This is a genomic window from Gammaproteobacteria bacterium (ex Lamellibrachia satsuma), from assembly GCA_019623805.1.
GTDB lineage: Bacteria > Pseudomonadota > Gammaproteobacteria > Chromatiales > Chromatiaceae > QGON01.
In genome coordinates this window covers 3,265,931-3,289,472 of the sequence record CP053680.1, presented here as the reverse complement: position 1 = coordinate 3,289,472, position 23,542 = coordinate 3,265,931, and the positions used below count along the sequence as shown (strand labels likewise).

At 53.3% G+C, this 23,542-nt stretch carries 14 protein-coding genes; 4 read left to right on the top strand and 10 right to left on the bottom strand.

Features of this window, described 5'->3' with window-relative positions:
- Positions 1 to 42: 42 nt before the first annotated feature.
- Positions 43 to 8,316 carry a tandem-95 repeat protein gene (locus HPY30_14415; GenBank protein QYZ67064.1) on the bottom strand — a complete coding sequence of 2,758 codons (8,274 nt, stop codon included), beginning with the start codon at positions 8,314 to 8,316 and terminating at the stop codon, positions 43 to 45.
- A 656-nt stretch (positions 8,317 to 8,972) separates the two neighbouring features.
- Here HPY30_14415 and HPY30_14410 point away from each other — a divergent pair.
- Both HPY30_14410 and HPY30_14405 read left to right on the top strand, forming a co-directional pair.
- Positions 8,973 to 11,258: an RNA-binding transcriptional accessory protein gene (locus HPY30_14410; protein ID QYZ67063.1), complete on the top strand. Its 2,286-nt coding sequence runs from the start codon at positions 8,973 to 8,975 to the stop codon at positions 11,256 to 11,258.
- Positions 11,259 to 11,509: 251 nt separating this feature from the next.
- Entirely contained in the window at positions 11,510 to 11,956 is a 447-nt protein-coding gene (locus tag HPY30_14405; GenBank protein ID QYZ67062.1) for a hypothetical protein, read from the top strand.
- 142 nt (positions 11,957 to 12,098) lie between these two features.
- Here the strand turns inward: HPY30_14405 and HPY30_14400 are convergent, their stop codons facing one another.
- The gene (locus HPY30_14400) at positions 12,099 to 13,019 is read right to left on the bottom strand and encodes a hypothetical protein (protein ID QYZ67061.1); all 921 of its coding nucleotides are present in this window, start codon (positions 13,017 to 13,019) and stop codon (positions 12,099 to 12,101) included.
- 12 nt (positions 13,020 to 13,031) lie between these two features.
- A complete protein-coding gene (locus tag HPY30_14395) occupies positions 13,032 to 13,421 on the bottom strand; it encodes a DUF2780 domain-containing protein (GenBank protein ID QYZ68067.1) in 390 nt (129 codons plus the stop codon).
- Positions 13,422 to 13,594: 173 nt separating this feature from the next.
- Between HPY30_14395 and HPY30_14390 the strand changes: the two genes are divergently transcribed.
- Positions 13,595 to 15,073: a DUF853 family protein gene (locus HPY30_14390; protein ID QYZ67060.1), complete on the top strand. Its 1,479-nt coding sequence runs from the start codon at positions 13,595 to 13,597 to the stop codon at positions 15,071 to 15,073.
- Between the two features lie 106 nt (positions 15,074 to 15,179).
- On the opposite strand, the gene HPY30_14385 is transcribed toward HPY30_14390, so the two are convergent.
- From HPY30_14385 to HPY30_14370, 4 genes are all read right to left on the bottom strand, one after another.
- Positions 15,180 to 15,896 carry a transposase gene (locus HPY30_14385; protein QYZ67059.1) on the bottom strand — a complete coding sequence of 239 codons (717 nt, stop codon included), beginning with the start codon at positions 15,894 to 15,896 and terminating at the stop codon, positions 15,180 to 15,182.
- A 553-nt stretch (positions 15,897 to 16,449) separates the two neighbouring features.
- Positions 16,450 to 16,647, bottom strand: coding sequence for a hypothetical protein (locus HPY30_14380; protein QYZ67058.1), 198 nt, complete (start codon positions 16,645 to 16,647; stop codon positions 16,450 to 16,452).
- A gap of 723 nt (positions 16,648 to 17,370) precedes the next feature.
- A complete protein-coding gene (locus HPY30_14375) occupies positions 17,371 to 17,904 on the bottom strand; it encodes a hypothetical protein (protein ID QYZ67057.1) in 534 nt (177 codons plus the stop codon).
- 389 nt (positions 17,905 to 18,293) lie between these two features.
- The gene (locus HPY30_14370) at positions 18,294 to 19,055 is read right to left on the bottom strand and encodes a hypothetical protein (protein QYZ67056.1); all 762 of its coding nucleotides are present in this window, start codon (positions 19,053 to 19,055) and stop codon (positions 18,294 to 18,296) included.
- A 481-nt stretch (positions 19,056 to 19,536) separates the two neighbouring features.
- Between HPY30_14370 and HPY30_14365 the strand changes: the two genes are divergently transcribed.
- Positions 19,537 to 20,220: a YceH family protein gene (locus HPY30_14365; protein QYZ67055.1), complete on the top strand. Its 684-nt coding sequence runs from the start codon at positions 19,537 to 19,539 to the stop codon at positions 20,218 to 20,220.
- A gap of 37 nt (positions 20,221 to 20,257) precedes the next feature.
- On the opposite strand, the gene HPY30_14360 is transcribed toward HPY30_14365, so the two are convergent.
- From HPY30_14360 to HPY30_14350, 3 genes are all read right to left on the bottom strand, one after another.
- Positions 20,258 to 21,328: an alkene reductase gene (locus HPY30_14360; protein QYZ67054.1), complete on the bottom strand. Its 1,071-nt coding sequence runs from the start codon at positions 21,326 to 21,328 to the stop codon at positions 20,258 to 20,260.
- Between the two features lie 425 nt (positions 21,329 to 21,753).
- Positions 21,754 to 22,530, bottom strand: coding sequence for an ABC transporter permease (locus HPY30_14355; GenBank protein QYZ67053.1), 777 nt, complete (start codon positions 22,528 to 22,530; stop codon positions 21,754 to 21,756).
- Positions 22,527 to 23,465, bottom strand: coding sequence for an ABC transporter ATP-binding protein (locus tag HPY30_14350; GenBank protein ID QYZ67052.1), 939 nt, complete (start codon positions 23,463 to 23,465; stop codon positions 22,527 to 22,529). The genes HPY30_14355 and HPY30_14350 overlap by 4 nt, the downstream gene beginning before the upstream one ends.
- Positions 23,466 to 23,542: the final 77 nt, after the last annotated feature.

Here is a 23,542-nt window from a genome sequence, read left to right as displayed (position 1 = left end):
GGCCCCGGCGGGTCGGCATCCCTGCCTTCAACCTTATCACCCTTACCTGGTTCGGGTGGTTCTCTCTACCAGCGTGGCGCTAGCTTCGTTGGAGTGCAGCGATTCCGCTCCACCATTGACCGAGTTGACCACATAGTAATAGGTCACGCCATTGGTCAGGCTTGGATCATAGTAAGCGCAATAATCACAGACATGACCAGCCGCAATCAGTGAGTAGGGACCACCTGCGGTGGTGCTACGGTAAATATTGTAACTTTCCGCACCATCTGTCGGAGTCCACATAAGGAACACTTCTCTGCTCTTTGCTCGGGCAGACAAGTCGACGATGGACTCACAAATATCACCTATTGTTCCACCACAGCCGCCACCGGCTTCCACAGTTATTGTAATTTCTTCAGAATCACTCAATAGCGGTACACCATCGTCAGCGACGGTAAAGTTCACCAGATAATCACCCGCCTGTCCGATCGTTGTGAACCAGTAGAACAGTGCGGTACCGTCACCGTTATCCACAAAGTCTGCCCCCGTGGGCAGACCATTGATCATGAAGTTCAGGTTGTCGCCATCGGGATCGCTGGCTGTAACGAAGAACGAAAGTTCATCATCTTCAGTGACTCTACGATCACCAATCGGATTGAGTACTGGCGGACGGTTTACATTGCCCACTGTGATGGTGATCTGTTCGCTGTCACTGGCAGTTGGGACTCCATCATCAGTGACGACGAATTCCACCTGATAGTTACCTGACTGAGTAAAGCTTGGTGTCCAGCTAAACAGCGCCGTACCATCACCATTGTCAGTCAAGTAAGCACCTGTAGGCAGGCTATTCACAGTGAAACTCAGGTTGTCACCATCCGGGTCAGTGGCTGTGATGGTAAATAATAGGTCATCGCCTTCATTCACCTGACGGCTGCCAATGGCATCCAGTACTGGTGGACGGTTCACATCGCCCACTGTGATGGTGATCTCTTCACTGTCACTAGCGGCGGGTATACCGTCATCGGTGACAATGAACAGTACTTGGTGGTTGCCTGCCTGACCAAAATTTGGTGTCCAGGTGAACTGAGCGGTTCCATCACCGTTGTCAGTCAACTGAGCGCCTGCGGGCAGTCTACCTGCACTGAAGCTGAGATTATCCCCATCGGGATCACTGGCAGTGATCAGAAAAGAGAGTTCCACATTCTCATCCCCCAGCTGAGTCCCAATTGCATCCAGCACTGGCGGTTGATTGACATTACCTACAGTAATAGTGACTTCCTCACTGTCACTGGCTACCGGGACACCATTGTCTGAAACAAGAAATAGCACCTGGTAGTTACCTGCCTGTGCGAAGCTCGGAGTCCAGCTGAACTGTGCCGTGCCATCGCCATTGTCAATCAACTGAGCGCCGGTAGGCAGATTGGCCGCACTGAAGCTGAGATCGTCACCATCTGGATCGCTCGCCGTAATCAGAAAAGACAATTCAACGTTTTCCTCAATTGCTTGAGGACCAATTGGATCCAGAACCGGTGGTTGGTTAATGTTGCCAACCGAAATCGTGATCAACTCACTGTCACTAGTAGATGGAACACTATTATCTGTCACAATGAATTCCACCGGATAGCTACCCGCCTGGAATGAATCAGGAACCCAACTGAATTGGGCGGTACCGTCTCCATTGTCAAACAACTCTGCGCCACCGGGCAGTCCTGTTGCAGTGAAACTCAGGCTGTCTCCATCCGGGTCGCTGGCAGTGAGTTGTATTGTCAACAAGGCGCCCTCGTCCACTGCTTTATCCCCAATAAGATCCAGAATCGGTGGACGATTGGTATTGTTGACAGTCAGTGTAAACGATTGTGTGTCGCTCAGACCTTGCCCGTCTGTCACGGTCACAGTGATCGTGTAGATTCCGGCATCTTCAAAGCCAGGGTTACTATTCAACTGGCCACTACCACCTCCATTGTCTACCACAGTCACAAACAGCGGTACACTCACACTAAAGACAAGCGTATCACCGACATCAGGATCACTTGCTGAGAGAAACACCGACAGGCTTGCACCTTCATCCATCGTCTGGTCGGCAATAGGCGCAAGCGCCGGTGGTAGATTGATATTAATGACAGTGAGAATAAACGATTGGGTATCGGTCAACCCTCCCTGGTCAGTCACGGTCACCGTAATCGCATAGATACCTGCCTGTGTGAATCCAGGTGTGATGTCTAGTCGTCCACTACCATCACCATTATCTATCAGTGTCACGAATAGTGGTGCGGTGACACTCAGTGTGAGACTGTCCCCTACATCCGGATCGCCGGACGAGAGAGGCACTGACAGTAGTGCACCTTCGTTCACCGCCTGATCATCGATGGGGTCGAGCACAGGCGCACGGTTGGTATCGACAACTGTCAGCGTAAATGATGCACTGTCAGTCAGGCCACCCGAGTCGGTTACTGTTACCGTAATAGGATAGATTCCCCCATCTTCGAAACCCGGTTCAATACTCAATTGACCTGCCCCATTCCCACTGTCAATCAGGGTCACATATGCCGGTCCATTCACACTTAAGGTAAGGATGTCGCCTGTATCCGGATCAGTTGTTGACACTGGGACAATTAGAGATTCGCCTTCGTTGACCATCTGATCACCAATTGGATCGATGACGGGTGGGTTGTTGGCCGTCGTTGTATCGCCCGTATAGAAGACCCAACTGAAGGAGTTACCCATGGTTTTGCCGGAAGCGAGGCTACAGACACCATCCGCACCACCAAGGATAGTGGCGCGGTAAGCTGTATCCGGTGTCAGGAAGAACTGACTGTTCGGATGAGGGGTATCCAGTCCCAGTCGCAGCACCGCAATGGTCGTACCACCGGCCGGGGGATTCTCTACCGTCAGGTCAGTTGGGATATGGCGAACCGGTTCGCCAAAGGCATTCAGTTCTTCCAGATAGTAGGTTCCTGCCTGCAGCAGATCTGCGGAGACCACCTGAATTCCCTTACTCGGGTCACCTGGATCGATGGGGCCGGTGACCACATTTTCCCAGGTATCGGCGATCAGGCATTCTGTCTGAGGAGTGAGCACTGCCACAATCGATGTTGTGATCGGAATATTGGCCTGTCCATTTAGCGGATTGATCGCCAGAACAACGGGCTCATGATCCGGATCGAGTGGCACGAAGTTTGCCGGATAGGTATTTACGATGTTACAAGCCGTACCATCCGGCCCTGTATCCACGGTCAACATGATATTTTCCGCAGCAATCGCCTGACAGGCTATGATCTCGCCTTCCACCAGGGACTGCACACGGAACCCTGCGGTTACCGTTTCACCCGGCAGGATATGGCCAAAATCAGCAATCTTACTTCGTTCAGGAATAGGATCACCATTTTCGTCAACCAATAGTGCATCTCCACCTACAAACAGCTCCAGGCTGGGATAGAGTGCCGGGCGATCAGATTCATTTGTGATCTCAACAATCAGGTCATAAATCTCATTTTCAGTCACATCGGGTGCCCCAACATGGCTGGGATGTCGCACGACGACTCCCAGTTGCGGTGGCCCCAGTACCTCGACGCTGGTGCTGGCCACACCACTCACCGGGATCGGCGTTGGCAAACCGCCACCGGTGATGTCGCCATCGAAATGAACATCGATAAAGCGGGTACCGATACTGTCGCCACGGATAATGAACTGTCCCGTGCCTGTCGTGCCGGGGAGGATCTCGCCCAGTAACAGTGTCTCAGCAGTACCTGCAGGATTGATATCAACTGGGTCTGTACCCAGACCAATGCCTACCGTGGTCAGGCCATCCTGAACCCCAATGCTTGCGCTCATATCACTCAGCACAAAACTACTTGATATATTGTGCAGCAGGAGCGTGACCTGGAAGAATTCCTTCAAGGTCTTGATCCGTCCATCGATGATGATCACGCCGGGAATGGTCTGACCTGAAGGACCGGTAATCACCACGACCTGTGGGCAACCATTTACACAGCCACTTGAAGTGGTGGCGCCTGAACCTCCTCCTGTAGCTCCACCTAACCAGCCACTGAATCCGGAAGAACCAGGACTTCCACGACCATAGCTTACCGACCCTGTGGTTGGATTAATCACCACAGGCTGGCTGATGGTTACCGGATAAGAACCAATGGTCAACACCACGGTGAACATCGAGACATTGAAATTGCTGGCCTCATCCAGGCTGATCACACCCTGCTGCACCAGCTCATCGATCTCATCCACGGTGAGCGGACGAGAATAGGCCTCCGCAATAACGATCTGTGATAGATCCACATGCACCACTTTAACTGGTGTAGCAGAAGCAATCGGCTTAGGTGCCGGCACCAACTCATCGATGGCCGATGCTATGAGGGTATTCTCGGTATTCTGCCGTAAGGTCACAGGCAGACAGAAGGTTGTCGTCGTTGCATCAAGACGGGTTGAAACCACTCGTGCACCACCCTCAACACGTACTGTGGTGTCGGCTCGTGAAGTGCCACAAACCTCTATGATGGGAACCAGACTGAATGGGACCACTGGATCAAGTACAGGTGGCTCGAGAGCTGAGGTGTTCTTGACTGATGGAGTGCCGGGTACTGCCGGAAGTTCAATCCCTGCTTTGTTGTAGACCACATGAAGTGAAATCACGCCATCGGCCAAACCACAGGCGTCAACACCACTGAAGCTGACAGATCCTGCGCCATCCCGACTAGCGGAAGAGACACTGCTTGCGGTGACGCCACCCTGGTCGATGAGATTCATGACAAAGCTGTCCGCACTGGTTGCCTCAGAACTCAAAGTGACCTGACCGCCAACATTGCCGCATGACGCAGCAGTGATCAGATCAACCGCACCGCCAACCTGAACATGTGCATCCAGCACAGGATTATTCTGCGGTGGTTCAATGAGTGTGATCGCCTTACCCAATAAGGCCAGGGTAACCAGTGACTCATCCAAATCATCGCTCATGATGCTCAGGGTGCCAGTGAAATTTGTGCCTGCACTACCTGCTGGAGGTGAAAACCTGACGAGCAGATTACGGGATTCATGCGGATTGATTGTGTAGGGTAGTTGTTCACCCACTGTGGTCGAGACCTGGAAGGCTGCCAGATCAGAAATGGCGCCGAAAATCATCAACGGCCCGTCACCAGTATTGGTGATGGTCGCCACCTTCTCTAATGTGTCCGTCTCACCGACACTGCCGAAATCGAGGTAATCGACAACATCAATATCCCCTGGTTCAACCGGCATGACGCCACGCCCACTGATATCGACCGTTACAGGTGTTCCACTGTTGTTCTCAATCGTGACTGTACTGGTGAAGGTACCTTCCGTTTCAGGTGCGAATCCAACTGGAACAGTCCGTTCACCACCTGCTTCAAGGTCAAAGCTGACCGGTGGATAAGCGATAAAGGGTAACCCGCTGCTGGTAACACTATTCACCGTCAGTGTTGAACCACCTATATTGCTCAACAGGATGGAATTGTAGTCAGTCGAGCCAATGACAATCTCACCAAAGTCAATGGTCAGAGGTGTGGCAACGGGAACTGGCGGTGGCACGTCATTGACAGTGAGTGCAAACACACGGTCAACACTAAGACCTGTACTGTCGGTGACAGTGACGGTCACAGAATAGAGGCCGGTGTCGTTAAATCCCGGGGACATCGTAAGCTCACCGGTTCCGTCACCGTTATCTATCAAAGAGACAAACGGAGGAGCAGTGATTGACAGAGCCAGGGTCTCACCCACATCCGGATCGTTAGAGGAAACGGGGACAACCAGGGTTGTGCCTTCATCCATTATCTGATTTTCAATGAGGGCCAACTCTGGCAAACGGTTTGTATTTGTTACTACCCAAGAAAATTCAATTGTTACGGCGGGATTGACACTATCGTTGACAGATATGGAAACGGGATAACTTCCTTCCGCATCAAACCCAATCGTGCCACTGATCAAACCGGTAGTCATATCGATGGTTAAAGATGTTGGTAACCCGGCAGCAGAATAGCTCAGCGTATCACCGTCAGTTGCAACTATTTGAATACTGACAATGTCACCTTCCTGATTCGTTTGCGTTCCAGGGTTGGTTACGTGTGGTGGTGAATTCGGTGATATACAAACACCTGTGCACTGCACTGTGATTTCATAATCACCTGCTTCATCGAGTCCAGATTCAACCAATGCCAAGGTATAGATCCCATCCTGGACCATTGTATGGATAATCTGGAATCCACAGGTTCTTGCTCGATTAAAGGAATCCCGACCCACGCAGGAACCGGTTGCAATCACTACGCCTGATGGATCCCGCAGGTTCATCGACGGATCCAGGTCTGCAGTCAAGGTGCGCAGGTTAATCGTGATCTCATCACCCGCTGCTCCACTGAACTCGAAAAAGTCCATATCCACGCCAGGGTCCAGACGGTCCGTTACGGGGATATCGAAGGTCAACGGCGTTGGATTCAGGGCAGGAAAAACTCGCTCTACCGCCAGAACATAATCACCCGCTTCATCGAGTCCAGATTCAACCAATGCCAAGGTATAGATCCCATCCTGGACCATTGTATGGATAATCTGGAATCCACAGGTTCTTGCTCGATTAAAGGAATCCCGACCCACGCAGGAACCGGTTGCAATCACTACGCCTGATGGATCCCGCAGGTTCATCGACGGATCCAGGTCTGCAGTCAAGGTGCGCAGGTTAATCGTGATCTCATCACCCGCTGCTCCACTGAACTCGAAAAAGTCCATATCCACGCCAGGGTCCAGACGGTCCGTTACGGGGATATCGAAGGTCAACGGCGTTGGATTCAGGGCAGGAAAAACTCGCTCTACCGCCAGAACATAATCACCCGCTTCATCGAGTCCAGATTCAACCAATGCCAAGGTATAGATCCCATCCTGGACCATTGTATGGATAATCTGGAATCCACAGGTTCTTGCTCGATTAAAGGAATCCCGACCCACGCAGGAACCGGTTGCAATCACTACGCCTGATGGATCCCGCAGGTTCATCGACGGATCCAGGTCTGCAGTCAAGGTGCGCAGGTTAATCGTGATCTCATCACCCGCTGCTCCACTGAACTCGAAAAAGTCCATATCCACGCCAGGGTCCAGACGGTCCGTTACGGGGATATCGAAGGTCAACGGCGTTGGATTCAGGGCAGGAAAAACTCGCTCTACCGCCAGAACATAATCACCCGCTTCATCGAGTCCAGATTCAACCAATGCCAAGGTATAGATCCCATCCTGGACCATTGTATGGATAATCTGGAATCCACAGGTTCTTGCTCGATTAAAGGAATCCCGACCCACGCAGGAACCGGTTGCAATCACTACGCCTGATGGATCCCGCAGGTTCATCGACGGATCCAGGTCTGCAGTCAAGGTGCGCAGGTTAATCGTGATCTCATCACCCGCTGCTCCACTGAACTCGAAAAAGTCCATATCCACGCCAGGGTCCAGACGGTCCGTTACGGGGATATCGAAGGTCAACGGCGTTGGATTCAGGGCAGGAAAAACTCGCTCTACCGCCAGAACATAATCACCCGCTTCATCGAGTCCAGATTCAACCAATGCCAAGGTATAGATCCCATCCTGGACCATTGTATGGATAATCTGGAATCCACAGGTTCTTGCTCGATTAAAGGAATCCCGACCCACGCAGGAACCGGTTGCAATCACTACGCCTGATGGATCCCGCAGGTTCATCGACGGATCCAGGTCTGCAGTCAAGGTGCGCAGGTTAATCGTGATCTCATCACCCGCTGCTCCACTGAACTCGAAAAAGTCCATATCCACGCCAGGGTCCAGACGGTCCGTTACGGGGATATCGAAGGTCAACGGCGTTGGATTCAGGGCAGGAAAAACTCGCTCTACCGCCAGAACATAATCACCCGCTTCATCGAGTCCAGATTCAACCAATGCCAAGGTATAGATCCCATCCTGGACCATTGTATGGATAATCTGGAATCCACAGGTTCTTGCTCGATTAAAGGAATCCCGACCCACGCAGGAACCGGTTGCAATCACTACGCCTGATGGATCCCGCAGGTTCATCGACGGATCCAGGTCTGCAGTCAAGGTGCGCAGGTTAATCGTGATCTCATCACCCGCTGCTCCAGCAAAAGTAAACGTTTCCTCATCTGCCCCTGATTCAAAGCCACACAGGGTTGTTTTATCACCGTAAGCGAGCACCAATGGCTCCAGCAATTCGTTACAGGCGACTGATGTCTCCAGCTGTTCCGCATGGATGGGAAATGAAATTAATGAGAAAAATCCGAACAGAAACAGAAAGAACAGCTGCCAAGATGCCTGAATTGACTTTTTATGTTGCAGTTCCATGGTTATCTACTCACTTTGTCCAGTGTGAAATTCGGGTCTTTTCATTCGATCTGGTTTTTTTCATGAGGACGCTTGAGTAAACAAGCGTCAATGAAACTCATGAAAAACGATACAACTGGCACAGGTCCAGAAGCATCTAAGTTCAAATATGGAGGTTGTCAGATGGTCGATCAGGCGGTGAATGGTTCAACACCGAGGATCTTAGAATGTGATGTCGCGAAGATTTCGCTGGCAAGGGAGCAACTCTGTTAAGTTGCCCCAGCATTATAGACCTGCGTTCCATGTAAAGCCTCCCCTGGCTCATTCCATGTAAATGCGTGATTTTTGTTATTCACGTTCCCCAACAGATAATAACCCTGCAATAAGTATGCCTTACTTTAATTCCCCTACGGAATCAAACGATTACCAGACATTCGTATTTCATTAATATCTAATAGTGTAAAATATTTCGACAGCCAATTTGATTAGTAAATATTTATTTACATTGACTATTCATAACGTTATTGAATTTTTTGGATTTTTACTCCGATTTTGACTGTAAAGAAACTCGACAGTTATGGAAAAACCAAACATAGACGCCTGACAAAGACAATCTTTTCACGCTCTGCTGCAAGGGGTAGAGTGCCGCTTTTTCCACGTAGAGATAGCCGAATCAAATGAAAAGGATCAGCCAGTCGATCGCCGAAACACTCTCCGTCAGGCAGACCCAGGTCGATGCCACTATCCAACTGCTGGATGAGGGCGCTACTGTCCCATTCATCGCCCGCTATCGAAAAGAGGCCACCGGCGGCCTCGACGATGCCCAGTTACGCACCCTGTTTGAACGCCTCGGTTATCTGCGTGAACTTGAAGCACGCCGGGAGACCATCCTCTCAAGCATCGAGGAGCAGGAAAAACTCACGCCGGAACTGAAACGTGACATCCTGGAAGCCGACACCAAAACACGGCTGGAAGACCTCTATCTGCCCTATAAGCCGAAACGCCGTACCAAAGCACAGATTGCGCGGGAAGCGGGACTGGAGCCACTGGCACTCTCACTGTTGGAAGACCCCAGCCTGTCACCGGAACAAGCGGCAGCTGAGTTCATTGATACAGACAAAGGCATCGAGGGGAGCAAGGCCGCCCTGGACGGCGCCCGGCAGATCCTCATGGAACGCTTCGCAGAGGATGCCTCCCTGATCGGCCAGCTGAGAGACTATGTTCGCGATAACGGCCAGCTAAGCTCTGTGATTGTCACCGGAAAAGAGCAGGAAGGCGCCAAATTCTCCGACTATTTTGAATACAGCGAGGCGATCAGCAAAATACCCTCCCACCGTGCCCTGGCACTATTCCGGGGGCGCAATGAAGGCGTGTTGAGCCTCACCCTTGCGGTTGCAGAGAATCCGGGCGGTGGCCACCCCTGCGAAGGTTTAATCTCCAAAACCAACTCCATCAGCCAACAATCCAGGGCTGCCGATGACTGGCTGTTGGAAACGGTACGCTGGGCCTGGCGGGTGAAGATCTCCTTCCACCTCGAACTTGAGCTGCTCTCTGAACTGCGGGAACGGGCGGAAGAAGAGGCGATCCGGGTCTTCGCCAGCAACCTTCACGATCTGCTGCTGGCCGCACCCGCCGGTCCCCGTATCACCATCGGCCTGGATCCCGGCCTGCGCACCGGCGTCAAGGTGGCAGTGGTGAACAGCACCGGTAAAGTATTGGAGACCGACACCATCTATCCCCATGTCCCCCAGAGAAAGTGGGAACACTCCATTGCCCGGCTTGCGGCGTTGGCCCAACGGCACGGGGCCGAACTGGTGGCAATAGGCAACGGCACTGCCTCTCGGGAGACCGACAAACTGGCGGCGGAACTGATGCAGAGGCATCCAGAGCTGAAGCTGCAAAAACTGATGGTCAGCGAAGCAGGCGCCTCCGTCTACTCCGCTTCGGCACTCGCCTCACAGGAATTGTCCGGCATGGATGTCTCCCTGCGCGGAGCAGTTTCCATCGCGCGCCGCCTGCAGGATCCGCTGGCGGAGCTGGTCAAGATCGATCCCAAATCAATCGGCGTCGGCCAATATCAGCACGACGTAAATCAGGGGCGCCTGGTCAGATCCCTCGAAGCCGTGGTGGAAGACTGTGTGAACGCGGTGGGCGTCGACGTCAACACCGCTTCCGCCCCTCTGCTGGCGCAGGTATCCGGACTCAGCAACACCCTGGCACAGAACATCGTCAGCTTTCGCGATGAGCATGGCGCCTTCGACAGTCGTAAGATATTGAAGCAGGTACCGCGGCTCGGCCCCAAAACCTACGAACAGGCTGCCGGGTTTATGCGCGTGATGAACGGCAGCAACCCACTGGATCGCTCATCGGTACACCCGGAATCCTATCCGATAGTGAAAAAGATCATCAAGGAGACCGGCTGCAGCATCGAAAACCTGCTGGGCAACCGCGATGAACTTAAAGCACTGCAACCGGCAAATTTCATCACCGAGAAATTCGGCCTGCCCACGGTGGTGGACATCATCAGTGAACTGGAAAAACCGGGCCGCGACCCCCGCCCCGATTTCAAGACCGCCAGTTTCAAAGAGGGGGTGGAAAGTCTGCAGGACCTGAAACCCGAGATGATCCTGGAAGGCGTCATCACCAACGTCACCAACTTCGGCGCTTTTGTGGACATTGGTGTTCACCAGGATGGACTGGTGCATATCTCCAACCTCTCCAACAAATTCGTCAAGGATCCCCGGGAGGTGGTGAAAACCGGTGACTTGGTGAAAGTAAAGGTACTTGAGGTGGATATCCCCCGCCGCCGCATCGGTCTCACCCTGCGCCTTGACGACAAGGCCGAACGCAAACCGGCTGCAAAACAGCGTCAGGAGATGGCGCATAAACCCCATAAAAAACCCGCTCAGGCGCCAATGGGAAACAGTTTGGCGGCCGCCTTTGCCAAGGCACGCAAGGATTGATCCCTCTGCATAATAACCACAGAACCCGGGAAGCCCGTCTCCCGGAATTTCACCGCACTTGGCGCTTTCTTGGATTTTTCAACAAATGCAGCTAAGGTTATATACGTTGTACACTATGTCCACTCCCAGAAAACAATAAGCCTCATGCAGTTTCGGCGAACAGCTTAAATAGATCCTGTAGTGCGGAAGAAATGGGTTTAGGAAACCTTTGATTTTATTTGCTGATCCCATCGAAACAAGAGGAAGTTCCCATGAAAAAGCAGTTTTTGTTAAGTTGCTGCATCGCAGCAGGGTTAGGTTTTGCCAATATCCAGACAGCAGCCGCCTTCAATTTTGGCGACGCGATGAGTCCGAATAAATGGATGAATCCCAACAAGTGGATGAACAATAAAAATAACAACTCCAGGGACGAACGGCGGGATTATGACGATCGTGATTACCGCTACGACAGAGGCCCCAATCAAGGATATGGCGCTCCTCGGGGCCAGGGTCCCTATTCGGGTCAGCAGGGTAACTACGCAGATCCACGACAAGGTGGTTATCAGGGACAGCCACCCCAGGGCATGCCAGGCGGCCAAGGTTATGGAGGGGCACCCCAGGGTGCAGGCTACCCACCAGCGGGAGGTTACTATCCCCCGCCCAGGGGATATGCACCCGGTTATGGCACACAGCCCTATGGTGCACCCAACCCGAGGTAATAAACCTGAATGTAGGTCGGGTTAGCGATAGCGTAACCCGACAGGCCTTTGGTTTTGTTGGGTTTTGTTGGGTTACGCTGCGCTAACCCAACCTACACTTAGCTTTGCATTTTGCAGTGAATTTCGGGTTGCAGAATTCCAGTCAGAGGGATTTGGCTGAAAAGGTGTCGCAATCCTTAAGCTGGCCACTCTGCATGCCGATCTTGAACCACTTGACCCGCTGCTTTGAACTGCCGTGGGTAAACGAGTCGGGGCTGACATATCCCTGAGACTGCTTCTGCAGACGATCATCGCCGATGGCGCTGGCGGCGGTCAGCCCCTCCTCCACATCACCGGTATCCAACAACTGCCGGGAGTGATCCGCATGGTGCGCCCAGATACCGGCCAGGCAGTCGGCCTGAAGCTCCTGTCTCACCGATAGCTGGTTGGCTTTTACCTCGCCCAAACCCTTCTTCGCCTTCTGCACCTTTTCTGAGACGCCAAGCAGCGTCTGCACATGATGTCCCACCTCGTGGGCGATCACATAGGCCTGGGCAAAATCACCCGGCGCCTTGAAACGATCTTTGAGATCGCTGTAGAAACTGAGGTCGATATAGACCTTCTGATCTGCAGGGCAGTAGAAGGGCCCCATGGCCGCCTGTCCCAAACCGCAGGCGGATTTGACCGCACCGCGAAACAACACCAGCTTGGGCTCTTTGTAACTACTGCCCTTCTCACGAAACAGCTGATGCCAGGTCTCCTCGGTATCGGCGAGTACGACAGAGACAAACCGCACCAACTCTCTCTCCTCGGCGCTCTGTTCGATCTGCTGGCTCTGTTGACCCTGATCGGGGGAGAGACCCTGCATGCCGCCGCCCAGCAGGCTGTCCAGGTTCCCGCTAAAGAGGCTATAGGCACCGATGGCCAGTACCGCCACCAAACCGCCCTTGAAACCAAACAGCTTGAATACCATCGGCAGCAGGTTGAGCATGCCACCGCCACCGCCAAACCCTCGGGCTGAAGGAGCACGCATACCGCGCCGGTCTTCGATATTGCTGCTCTGTCGATTTCCCCGCCAACGCATCGTTTTACTCCATCAATCGCCCTTCAGAACACCAGCCACCAGTGAACTCAACCCATCCCCCCCTTTTGACTGCAGGAAAGAGAGCAGCACGGGGACAAATTTGCCGATCATTCCGGCATCGAGATCCAGTTTGGAGAAACCGCTGACCAGGGAAGCCATGTTTCCAAGCTCTGAGCCACCCAATGCAGAGACCACACCACCCAGCAATCCACCCAGACCACCGGAATCGCCAGCAGGTGCTCCTTCGATCAGGTTTTCGACACCCGGTACGGCATCCGCCACTTTGGAGAAATCCCCTGAGGAGAGCTGATCCTTTACCAAGCCAAGCAACAAACCAGCGCCACCTTCAGCCTGCTGTTGGTTCACGCCGGCTCCTGCAATCAATTGTTGTACCAGTTCCATCATGTTAAAACCTCCGGTATGAGTAGCCAACCAGCCGTAGCGACCCTAAAGACAGGGCCTTGGCCGGTATTCGGATGTCGAGTCTAACCCAGTGATTTGGACCGGCCTTGTGAAAAATGTAAACCATTGTTAACTACCATAGCCCGAAAAGGGCCTGCATCAGGGAACAGACCATGAGTGATAACCAGATCCTGCTCGGTGGAAACGGTAAGGAACAGATCCTGCTCGATGCCGCAATGGCCAACAGGCACGGCCTCATTACCGGCGCAACCGGTACCGGCAAGACAGTCACACTGCAGGTGTTGGCTGAATCCTTCTCCCGCCTCGGAGTGCCTGTCTTTACTGCCGACGTGAAAGGGGATCTGTCGGGCCTGGCCGGTAGCGGCAAAGCCCATCCCAAGGTCAGCGAGCGTCTTGAATATATAGGTATCGAAGATCACGACTTTGAAGGCAATCCGGTAATCTTCTGGGATGTCTACGGCAAACAGGGGCACCCGGTGCGCACCACCATCTCCGAGATGGGTCCCACTCTGCTGGCCAATCTGCTGGAACTGAACGAGACCCAGGGAGGGGTGCTGCAGATCGTCTTCAGCGTGGCGGACGACGAGGGTCTGTTACTGCTCGACCTGAAGGATCTGCGCTCAATGCTCAACTGGGTGGCCGACAACGCCAAGGAACTTGAACGGGAGTATGGCCGTGTTTCGAGACAGAGTGTGGGTGCCATCATGCGCCGTCTGCTGGTATTGGAAGAGGCTGGCGGAGAGATCTTTTTTGGAGAGCCGGCCATTCGCATAGAACACCTGATGCAGACCGACTTTTCCGGTCGCGGTGTCATCAGCATTCTCGATGCCACCACCCTCTACCACTCGCCCCGAATCTACGCCACCTTTCTGCTTTGGCTGCTCTCCGAACTGATGGAGGAGCTGCCGGAACAGGGGGATGCCGACCATCCCAAACTGGTCTTCTTTTTCGACGAGGCCCACTTGCTGTTCAGCAAAGCGCCAAAAGCACTGCTGGAAAAGATTACCCAGGTGGTACGACTGATTCGATCCAAGGGCGTGGGTGTCTTTTTCATCACCCAATACCCCAATGATGTGCCAGACGAGGTCATCGGCCAGCTCGGCAACCGCATTCAGCACGCCCTGCGCGCCTTCACCCCCAGGGACAGGAAGGCTGTCAAGGCGGCTTCGGAGACCTTCCGTCAGAATCCCGCGTTCGATACCGAGGAGGTTATCGGGCAGTTGGGTGTGGGGGAAGCCCTGATCTCAACCCTTAACCACAAGGGTGTCCCGAGCATGGTGGAGCGCACCCTGATGTCGCCCCCCCGCTCCAAGTTCGGCCCGGTGGATGAATCAGATAGGGAACGGATCATCAGCCGCTCCCCTCTCAAGAGTAGTTATGACAAGCCCCTCGACCGGGAATCAGCCTACGAGATGCTGATCAAACGTGAGGAGGAGTTGGCCAAACAACGGGAACAGCAGGCACAGGAAGAGAGTAAGGATAAGATTCCAAAGGGATCACCCAGCCGTGGCGGCCGTAAACGTCAGGGCGTGGGAGAGGCCTTCGTAAAATCAGTGGCCAGGGCAATCGGTTCCAACCTGGGCCGGCAGATCATCCGTGGCATACTTGGCAGTATTATCGGCAAGCGTTGATGGCTTTTAACTCCAGGGGGCGGAGTCGAGTCAACTACGAAGTGACACAACCTGAATCGCAACCAGCTTGCTTCATGCCACACTCGCTCTCGACTCCGACCTTTCCTTAACCAGACAACAATCCCGCAATCCTGAGCAGAAAATCGGCCTGACCAATACCCACCTCCTTCTCGGTGCCCCGGCGTATCTCGGTCAAGAGCTTTCTATCCAGGGCTTGAGCAAAGAGTGCTACATAGCGCCCTACGTCGGCCTCCTCCGGGGTCGGAGTCAAACCGCCCGCCCCTGTCGTTTTACCCACTCCTCTCTCACGGTTTGACTCCGACCCCTCACTGATCAGCTGCAGATAGACTGGATGCGTCGTCACCAGCCCATCCGCCTTACCCACCCCATTCGCCTGATAACTCGAATAGGGATAATCCTCTGGCTTGGCCGCGATACCCGCACGCACCGGATTCAGCTCGATATAGCGATAACAGGCCAGCAAATAACGATCCGTATCCACCAATGCGGATTTGTACCGCCCCTCCCAGAGGGAACCGCTACGGTGATAGGTGCGATTGAAATACTGAGCATAACGCCGCCCCACAGACTGCATGGTTCGGGGCAGGGAGAACGCATCAGAAGGCGTCACCAAAAGGTGGATATGATTGTGCATAAAAACCCAGGCATGCACGGCCAGGCCATGGGTTTCCTCCGCCTCAAGCAGGCAGCGATAGAGAAAACGAAAATCTTCGTGACGGGCCAGAATAGGATCACGATTGTGTCCGCGTACAACCACATGCTGCGGCTGATCCGGCAGCCAGACCCTGGGTCTTCTTGGCATGACAACCTCCTTGTTGTCTTCTGAAGAAGTGGTCAAGTCTGCGCGAAGAGCCAGAGGCTAGTCAATCAGGCAGGGGTCGGAGTCGAGTCCAGACAGGGGTCGGAGTCAAACCGCCTTAACCACATCACTATTCCCATCACTCTTGCGCGGTTTGACTCCGACCCCGGAGAAACACAAAAAAACCGGCAGCCATAACGACTCCGGTCTGCTTTGGTATCAAATTATCTAGAATCAACGGGTTGCGTTATTTTGAACCCGACCCCTGAAGTAAATCAAGTGGAGATAAATTAAGTTGATCAAATTGCTTTCTTAATCTTCTCATTTCTTCTGTTTCTTGCTCTTCTTGCTTTATCTCAGCTACTTTATCAAAATATCTATTTAGCTGTACGAAAAGATTAAATCTTCTTATATCTAACTCATTATATAATTTTGGAGCTAAATCTTTTAAATCATCTACGTCTATACCTGCTAAAGTTCTTCATTCCTTTACAACCACATCAGTAATTAATTCATAATAAAATCCATCTCAAGCATTTTTCACATATTCAGCTTGTCACGCAGCTAAAACAGCAATCAATTCATGATTCCCTGCATGATCTGGATAGTTTTGTTGTAAAAACTCAGTGGCATTCTCAATATACAACTCCCTCAACTCTACAACAGGCTTTTGCTGTTCAAGCCCTTCCCTCAAACCAGCCCCATCAGCCACCGCCGAAAAACCCAACCCCAGCAACACCAACCCAACAATCACCCGTCAATACATAATCCACCCCACCCCTCAAACAACACCCCAAACCCCCAGAGCCGATATCGTGTGCCCACAACCACTGCGCCTTCCGCCTACCCCTGTTATCTTCGCTATCTGACGCCTAATGAACTTAATTAACGGTGTGCACCCCGTCACCGGGCACCGAGTCTCGTCTCCATTCTGCATCAAAGCACAGGGACAGCACTTGCCATCCAGTCTGTTGCGACACCCTTTCCCGGCCTGCCAGTAACAGTGGATAAGACTGCGGGCAGACCGACAACCGGGTGGATGTTCTTTCGTTATTGCCTGTTGGGCAGGACTCCTAACCGTTATTCGATGGGTCGAGTGTAGTGAGGGGTCGGAGTCGGGTCAACTACGCAGTGACGTCACTGCCTTTGCTCCGATTTTACTCTGTGCCACTCCCTGACGGACTCGCTCTCGACTCTGACCCCGGAGGGTTGTCAGGGACGGGGCTGGCGGGACCAGGGGTCGGAGTCGGTTCAACTACGCAGTATCATCAGCGCCTTCACTCCGAATTTACACTGTGCCACTCCCCAACAGACTCGCTCTCGACTCTGACCCCGGAAGAAAGAGCGCAGGAACGTAGGGGTCGGAGTCGATTCGACTACGCAGTAGCGTCAGCGCCTTCGCTCCGCATTTACTCTGTGCCACACCCAGACAGACTCGCTCTCGACTCTGACCCCGGAGGAAAGAGCGCAGGAGCGTTCAGTTAAGAATGAATTCGTGTTTTGAACTGCCCTGAGAAATGATGACCTCCCAGCGCTTGTCTGCTGTTTCCCTGACCAACAACATCGCATCCTCTTTTGCCTTTCCCCAGACGACTACCGAAGTCAGGTAATCCAGATCCGCTCCCAGAATACCTGACAGGATCCTTCTCCAGGTTTTCAGATTCAGTCCATCATGAATGGGTTTTCCCAGGGCCTTGGCGAGTTCAATACTCTGTTCATTGGCAACCTGGTAGGCCTTACTCCGGATAGCGTACGTGAGAATGATTTCCTGCTCTGTTAACCGTCCCTGCTCGCAGTGATAAACAACCGTCGCCTCTCGCCCTCCCTGTTTACCCCGGTACTTGCTGATGCCATTAGCATCCAAGGCAGCCAACTCAACTGACCCCTGGTTCTTCTCGAACTGTGCGATCTCATCGCAGGGGAATCCACTCTGGATATCTGCAAGTCGCTGTCCGGCAAATGCCGTTTCGATCAGCAGGAAAAATAATAAACATGCGATGAATTTTTTCATTTGATTATTGAATGCAGAGTAAAGGGGTGAGGAGAGAGAAATGGTGGGTTGCTGCCTGTCACTGCGCTTCAACGTGGGTGACAGGACGTTGACCACAGAATCTCAACCTTACCGCAGCAATTGCGAAATGTCTTTTTTGATGTGGCTGATAGGGTGCCAGGGATCGGAGTCGGTTCAACTACGCAGTAACGTCAGCGCCCTTGCTCCGGATTAACACTGTGCCACTTCCAAACAGACTCGCTCTCGACTCTGACCCCGGAGGAAAGAGCGCAGGAGCGTAGGGGTCGGAGTCGATTCGACTACGCAGTAACGTCAGCGCCTTCGCTCCGCATTTACTCTGTGCCACACTCAAACAGTCTCGCTCTCGACTCCGACCCCTGAAATACACACTAGAACGGATCAGTAGCACTGCTCTTTTTCGGCGTGCGCATTTCCGGCATATCGGATTTGAATAGACCCGCTTCAAGATCACGCAACAGATCCTGGCAGGCCTTGAGTCGGGTGGGTTTCAGGCGCTTGCCCTGCAGGACTATCAGCTCAACGGGATGATGCGCAGGCAGCCTTGCCAGCAGGGTAAAGGTGACTGCATCGTCAGTCGTATGGAAAGACTCCTTGATCTCCGGCCTTATATTCCATTGCTGCGCCAGCCGCTTACGGATCTCCCGCTTAAGTTGTTCAGGATCACTTTGTTTGCGTTCAGAGGGGAACAGACTGCTGGAGAAGTGGGCGAAAAGCCTGTCTGTGGCGATTACCAGCAGTTGTTGCTCTTTCTGCACCTTCAGGTCCCACAACAGGCAGCAGTAGGCCGTATAGTGCTGCATCTCTATCTCTGTATGCGACAGCCACCCGGCATCTGCCTGGCGCTTTAAGGCGTCATGCAGGCCACTCTGTTGCGAGACAGCGGTGAGCAGTTCGGGATTCTCCCGCAATTGTCGCCAGAAGAAGAGCTGGGTTTCGGCATCGTCCATGTGCCGGCCTTCGAGGTAGCTGAAGAAACGTTCGCGCAACAGACTTTCACCCCGCATAAAGGCGATTTGCAGATGTGCCGGTAATTTATTGTCTTTGGCGCCGGGCCAACGAAGGGCGCGTTGAAAGCGGGTGGTGATATAGGCAGAGAGAGGAGAGATGATCTGCCTGAGTTGTTTTGCCATGCTGTATTTCCTGACCTTCTAAGTAGAGCAAGGGGTCGGAGTCGAATCAACTACAAAGTAACATCACCAGCTTCGCAACCAGCTTGTTTTATGCCACTCCCCAGCACACTCGCTCTCGACTCCGACCCCGGAGGGAGTAAAGCTTAGTGGGGAATTTGGAGCGGACGACGGGATTTGAACCCGCACTACCCGGGGGCAACCGGAATGTCGGGCTCTGAAGGCCTGCGTGCTACCGTTACACTACGTCCGCTTGAGAAAATGTGATTTTATACCACCGAAACCGGTAACTGTCAGATCAGGTTGCGACTACTACAAATTATTGCGTGTCTGGGGCCGATCTGCGTAAAACCGGGTTTTCCAGTACCATTTTTCTCTGACTCAGTTTTCGAGCTTCACATCATCCCAACTTTTCAAATTTCGCTTGTGCTCAGCTTTTTCGGAGATTATTTTCACAGTAACCCTACGTACCGGTAACACTGACATGACAGACCAGCCTGATACAGATGCCAACAATGAACCACTGTTTACTCCAGTTGAGGCCCGCATACTCGGCGTGTTGATGGAGAAACAGCGGACCACCCCGGACAACTATCCGCTCACCCTCAACGCACTGGTACAGGCCTGCAACCAGAAGACCAGCCGCAACCCGGTGATGCAGCTGACCCAGGGGGAGGTTGGCCACACCGTCAACCTGCTGCGGGATCGGGAACTGATCCGTTCGAGCTTCTCCGGCCGGGCGGAGCGGTATGAACAGAAACTCGGCAGGCATCTTGAGCTTGGTCGGGAGGAACAGGCAGTACTCTGCGTCCTGCTGTTGCGCGGACCCCAGACGCTGGGTGAGCTGCGTACCCACGGTTCGCGCCTGGCGGACTTTGCCGGTCTGGAGGATGTCCGAGATGCCTTGGAACTGCTGATGGCGCAAGAACCTTCATTGGTGGCGACCCTCCCCAAGGGGCCGGGACGACGCGAGGACCGATACGTCCAGCTGCTGAGTGATGAACCGAAGGAGGAGCTGTCTATGGCCGCTGCTGCGACGGAAACGACCGGTGAAGCTGATCGCCTGACGGCCCTTGAGGAGGAAGTCCGGCAGTTGCGGGCCGAAATCGACACACTATGGCGGTTGACCGGACTGCAGATGCAGAAGCCATCATCGGATGAGAGATAGTCTTTCGCTGTCACCTCAAGGCCTGTCCCGATGACCCCTACAGAAACGGATAATCGGTATAACCTTTTTCATCACCGCCGTAAAACGTCTCGGGATTTGGCTCGTTAAGTCGTGCACCCTGGGCAAATCGCTCAGGTAGATCCGGATTGGCAATAAACAGTTTGCCGAAGGCAACCAAATCAGCATCACCCTGTTGCAGCGCCTGCTCGGCCCTGGCTTGGGTATAGCCATTGTTGGCCGTGTAGAGGCCCCCAAAGCGGCGCTTGAGCTCATGATAATCCACAAGACGATCTCCACCCAACATATCGCCTTCCAATACATGCAGGTAGGCAAGCTGATGCCCACGCAACATATCAACAACCGCATTAAACGTCGCTTGCGGCTGTGAATCCCGAATGTCATTGAACTGGTTTTCAGGTGACAGGCGCACACCGATACGGTTGCTGGGCCACACTTTACTCACCGCTGTAATCACTTCATCCAACAGGCGCATGCGGTTTTCAATACTGCCGCCATAGGTATCAGTCCGGGTATTGGTGCCATCGCGTATAAACTCATCCAGCAAATAGCCGTTCGCTGCATGGATCTCCACCCCGTCAAAGCCTGCATCCCTGGCTCTTTGCGCGGCTGCCGCATAATCTGCACACAGGCCGGGGATCTCTTCGATGGTCAGGACACGTGGTGTCTCGAAAGGCTGCATGCCCTCATAGGTCACAGCATCACCTTCAGGGCGAATGGCAGACGGCGCTACCGGCTGAATGTTATCGGGCAACATCGATGAGTGAGATATGCGCCCCACATGCCAGAGCTGGAGAAAAATACGCCCGTCTTCGGCATGCACGGCATCGGTTACCTGCCGCCATCCCGCCACTTGCTCATCGCTGTGGATCCCCGGTGTTGCGGGATAGCCAACAGCCTCGGGCGAGATCTGACTGGCCTCAGTAATAATCAACCCGGCAGCGGCCCGCTGAGAGTAGTACTTGGCGTTTAGTGCCGTGGGCACATTGCCCTCGCCGGCCCGGTTGCGGGTCATGGGCGCCATCACAATACGATTCGGCAGTGTCAGGCCACCCAACGTGAGCGGGGTAAAAAGATCGATATTGTTCATTATTCACCTCACTTTCTCAGCAACTTGAAGGCATGATTGCCGTTGAAACCCTGGTTGAAAAAATACCTGTTTTCATGTCTGCACCCTCCATTCACGAATGGCAGGAGACCGGGTTTAGCTACCTTGGTTTCATGGATATTAGGGAAGCTCTGATTAATTGTCATTTCGAATGCAGTGAGAAATCTCATACCTCGAAACATAGCTATACGCCTAGTAGTTTGAGATCTCTCCCTACGGTCGAGATGACAATGACTCAATTAATCAGGGTTTCCTTAGTAAGGATAGGGCATTATAGATCCTATGTTAGCGATATAAGGACGTTTGATGGGTTTGGTGTCTCCACCATGCCGATGTTTGTCGAAGTAACACACCAAGGCAGAAATAATCAGGCAATTTCTTGCACGGAAGGCCGGTAGACAGCCGGTCTATTTTTTTATCCCCACACCCCGGTGCAGCAGGTTCAGGCTATAGGCCGACAGGGCCAAAATAAACGAGAGAATGATCACTATCGCAATACCCAGATCGATATCCGAAACGCCGATGAGGCCGAAGCGAAAGGCGTTCACCATATAGAGCACAGGATTGGCCATGGAGACATCCTGCCAGAATTGGGGCAACAGCTGGATGGAGTAGAAGACGCCGCCAAGATAGGTCAGGGGTGTCAACACAAAGGTCGGCACAATAGCAATATCGTCAAAGGTGTTGGCATAGACCGCATTGATGAAACCCGCCAGGGCAAACAGGATCGAAGTCAAAACGAACACCAGCAGCGTGATAGCGTAACTGTGTATCTCAAGATCGGTAAAGAACAGTGAGACCAGTGTCACCACGCTGCCAACGGCAACACCCCTGGCTACTCCTCCGCTGACATATCCTGCCAATACCACCCAGTTCGGCACAGGCGCCACCAACATCTCATCCACATAGTGCTGAAATTTTGCGCTGTAGAAAGAGGAGACCACGTTGGCGTAGGAGTTCTGTATCACCGACATCAGGATCAGTCCCGGCACGATGAAATCGATGTAGCGGAAACCATCCATCTCCCCGATGCGATCACCGATCAGCGTGCCGAAGATAACGAAGTAGAGGCTGGTGGTGATCGCCGGCGGCAGTATGGTCTGGATCCAGATGCGACTGAAACGCAGCACCTCTTTGATGACAATGGTGCGATAGGCGGTAGTGTAGCGGCCCCAGCAGGTCACGCTTTGCCCTCCACACTGCGGCTGCGATCCCGGTCCACCATGTTGATGAACATCTGTTCCAGACGGTTTTGTTTGTTGCGCATGCTGACAACCTCGATACCGTTGCGGGAGAGCGCTTCAAAAAGGTCGTTGATGGTTTGCCCACGGGTGAGTTCCACCTCCAGCGTAGTCTCATCCACATGTTCCAGCACATACCCTTCCAACTCCGGTACAGCGGCAAGCGTTCCACGCAGGTTAAGTACAAAGGTCTCCGTGTGCAGACGACTCAGCAGTCTCGAAAGCGAAGACTGCTCCACGATTCGGCCGTGGTTGATGATGGCGATGTTGCGGCAGAGGCTCTCCGCCTCTTCAAGATAGTGGGTGGTAAGAATAATGGTGGTGCCCTGTGCATTGATCTCGCGCAGAAAAGCCCACATGGATCGGCGAATCTCGATATCCACCCCGGCAGTGGGTTCATCGAGGATCAACAACTGCGGCCGATGCACCAAAGCACGGGCAATCATCAGGCGGCGCTTCATGCCGCCAGAGAGCGAACGGGCCTGTGCGCTGCGCCGATCCCAGAGATCGAGCCGTTTCAGACTCTTCTCAGCCCGCAGATAGGCCTCGCCCCGCGGTATGCCGTAGTAACCCGCCTGATTGACCAGGATCTCCACCACCGGCTCCCACTGATTGAAGTTGAACTCCTGAGGTACCAGACCAATAAACTGCTTGGCGGCCTCACGCTGCCTGTCGATATCATGGCCAAATACCACCACCTGCCCGGAAGATTTGTTGACCAGGGAGGCGATGATACCGATGGCAGTCGACTTTCCTGCACCGTTGGGACCCAGCAGTGCGAAGAAGTCCCCCTCTTTTACATCGAGATCGATACCTTTCAGCGCTTCAAAGCCGTTGTTGTATCTCTTGTGCAGATTTCGAATGGAGAGGGCGTTCACGGCAGGACTACAGCAGATGGATGATGACCGCCTATTCTACAGATAATTGGCCAGCAGGGGTCAGAGTCAAACCGGAC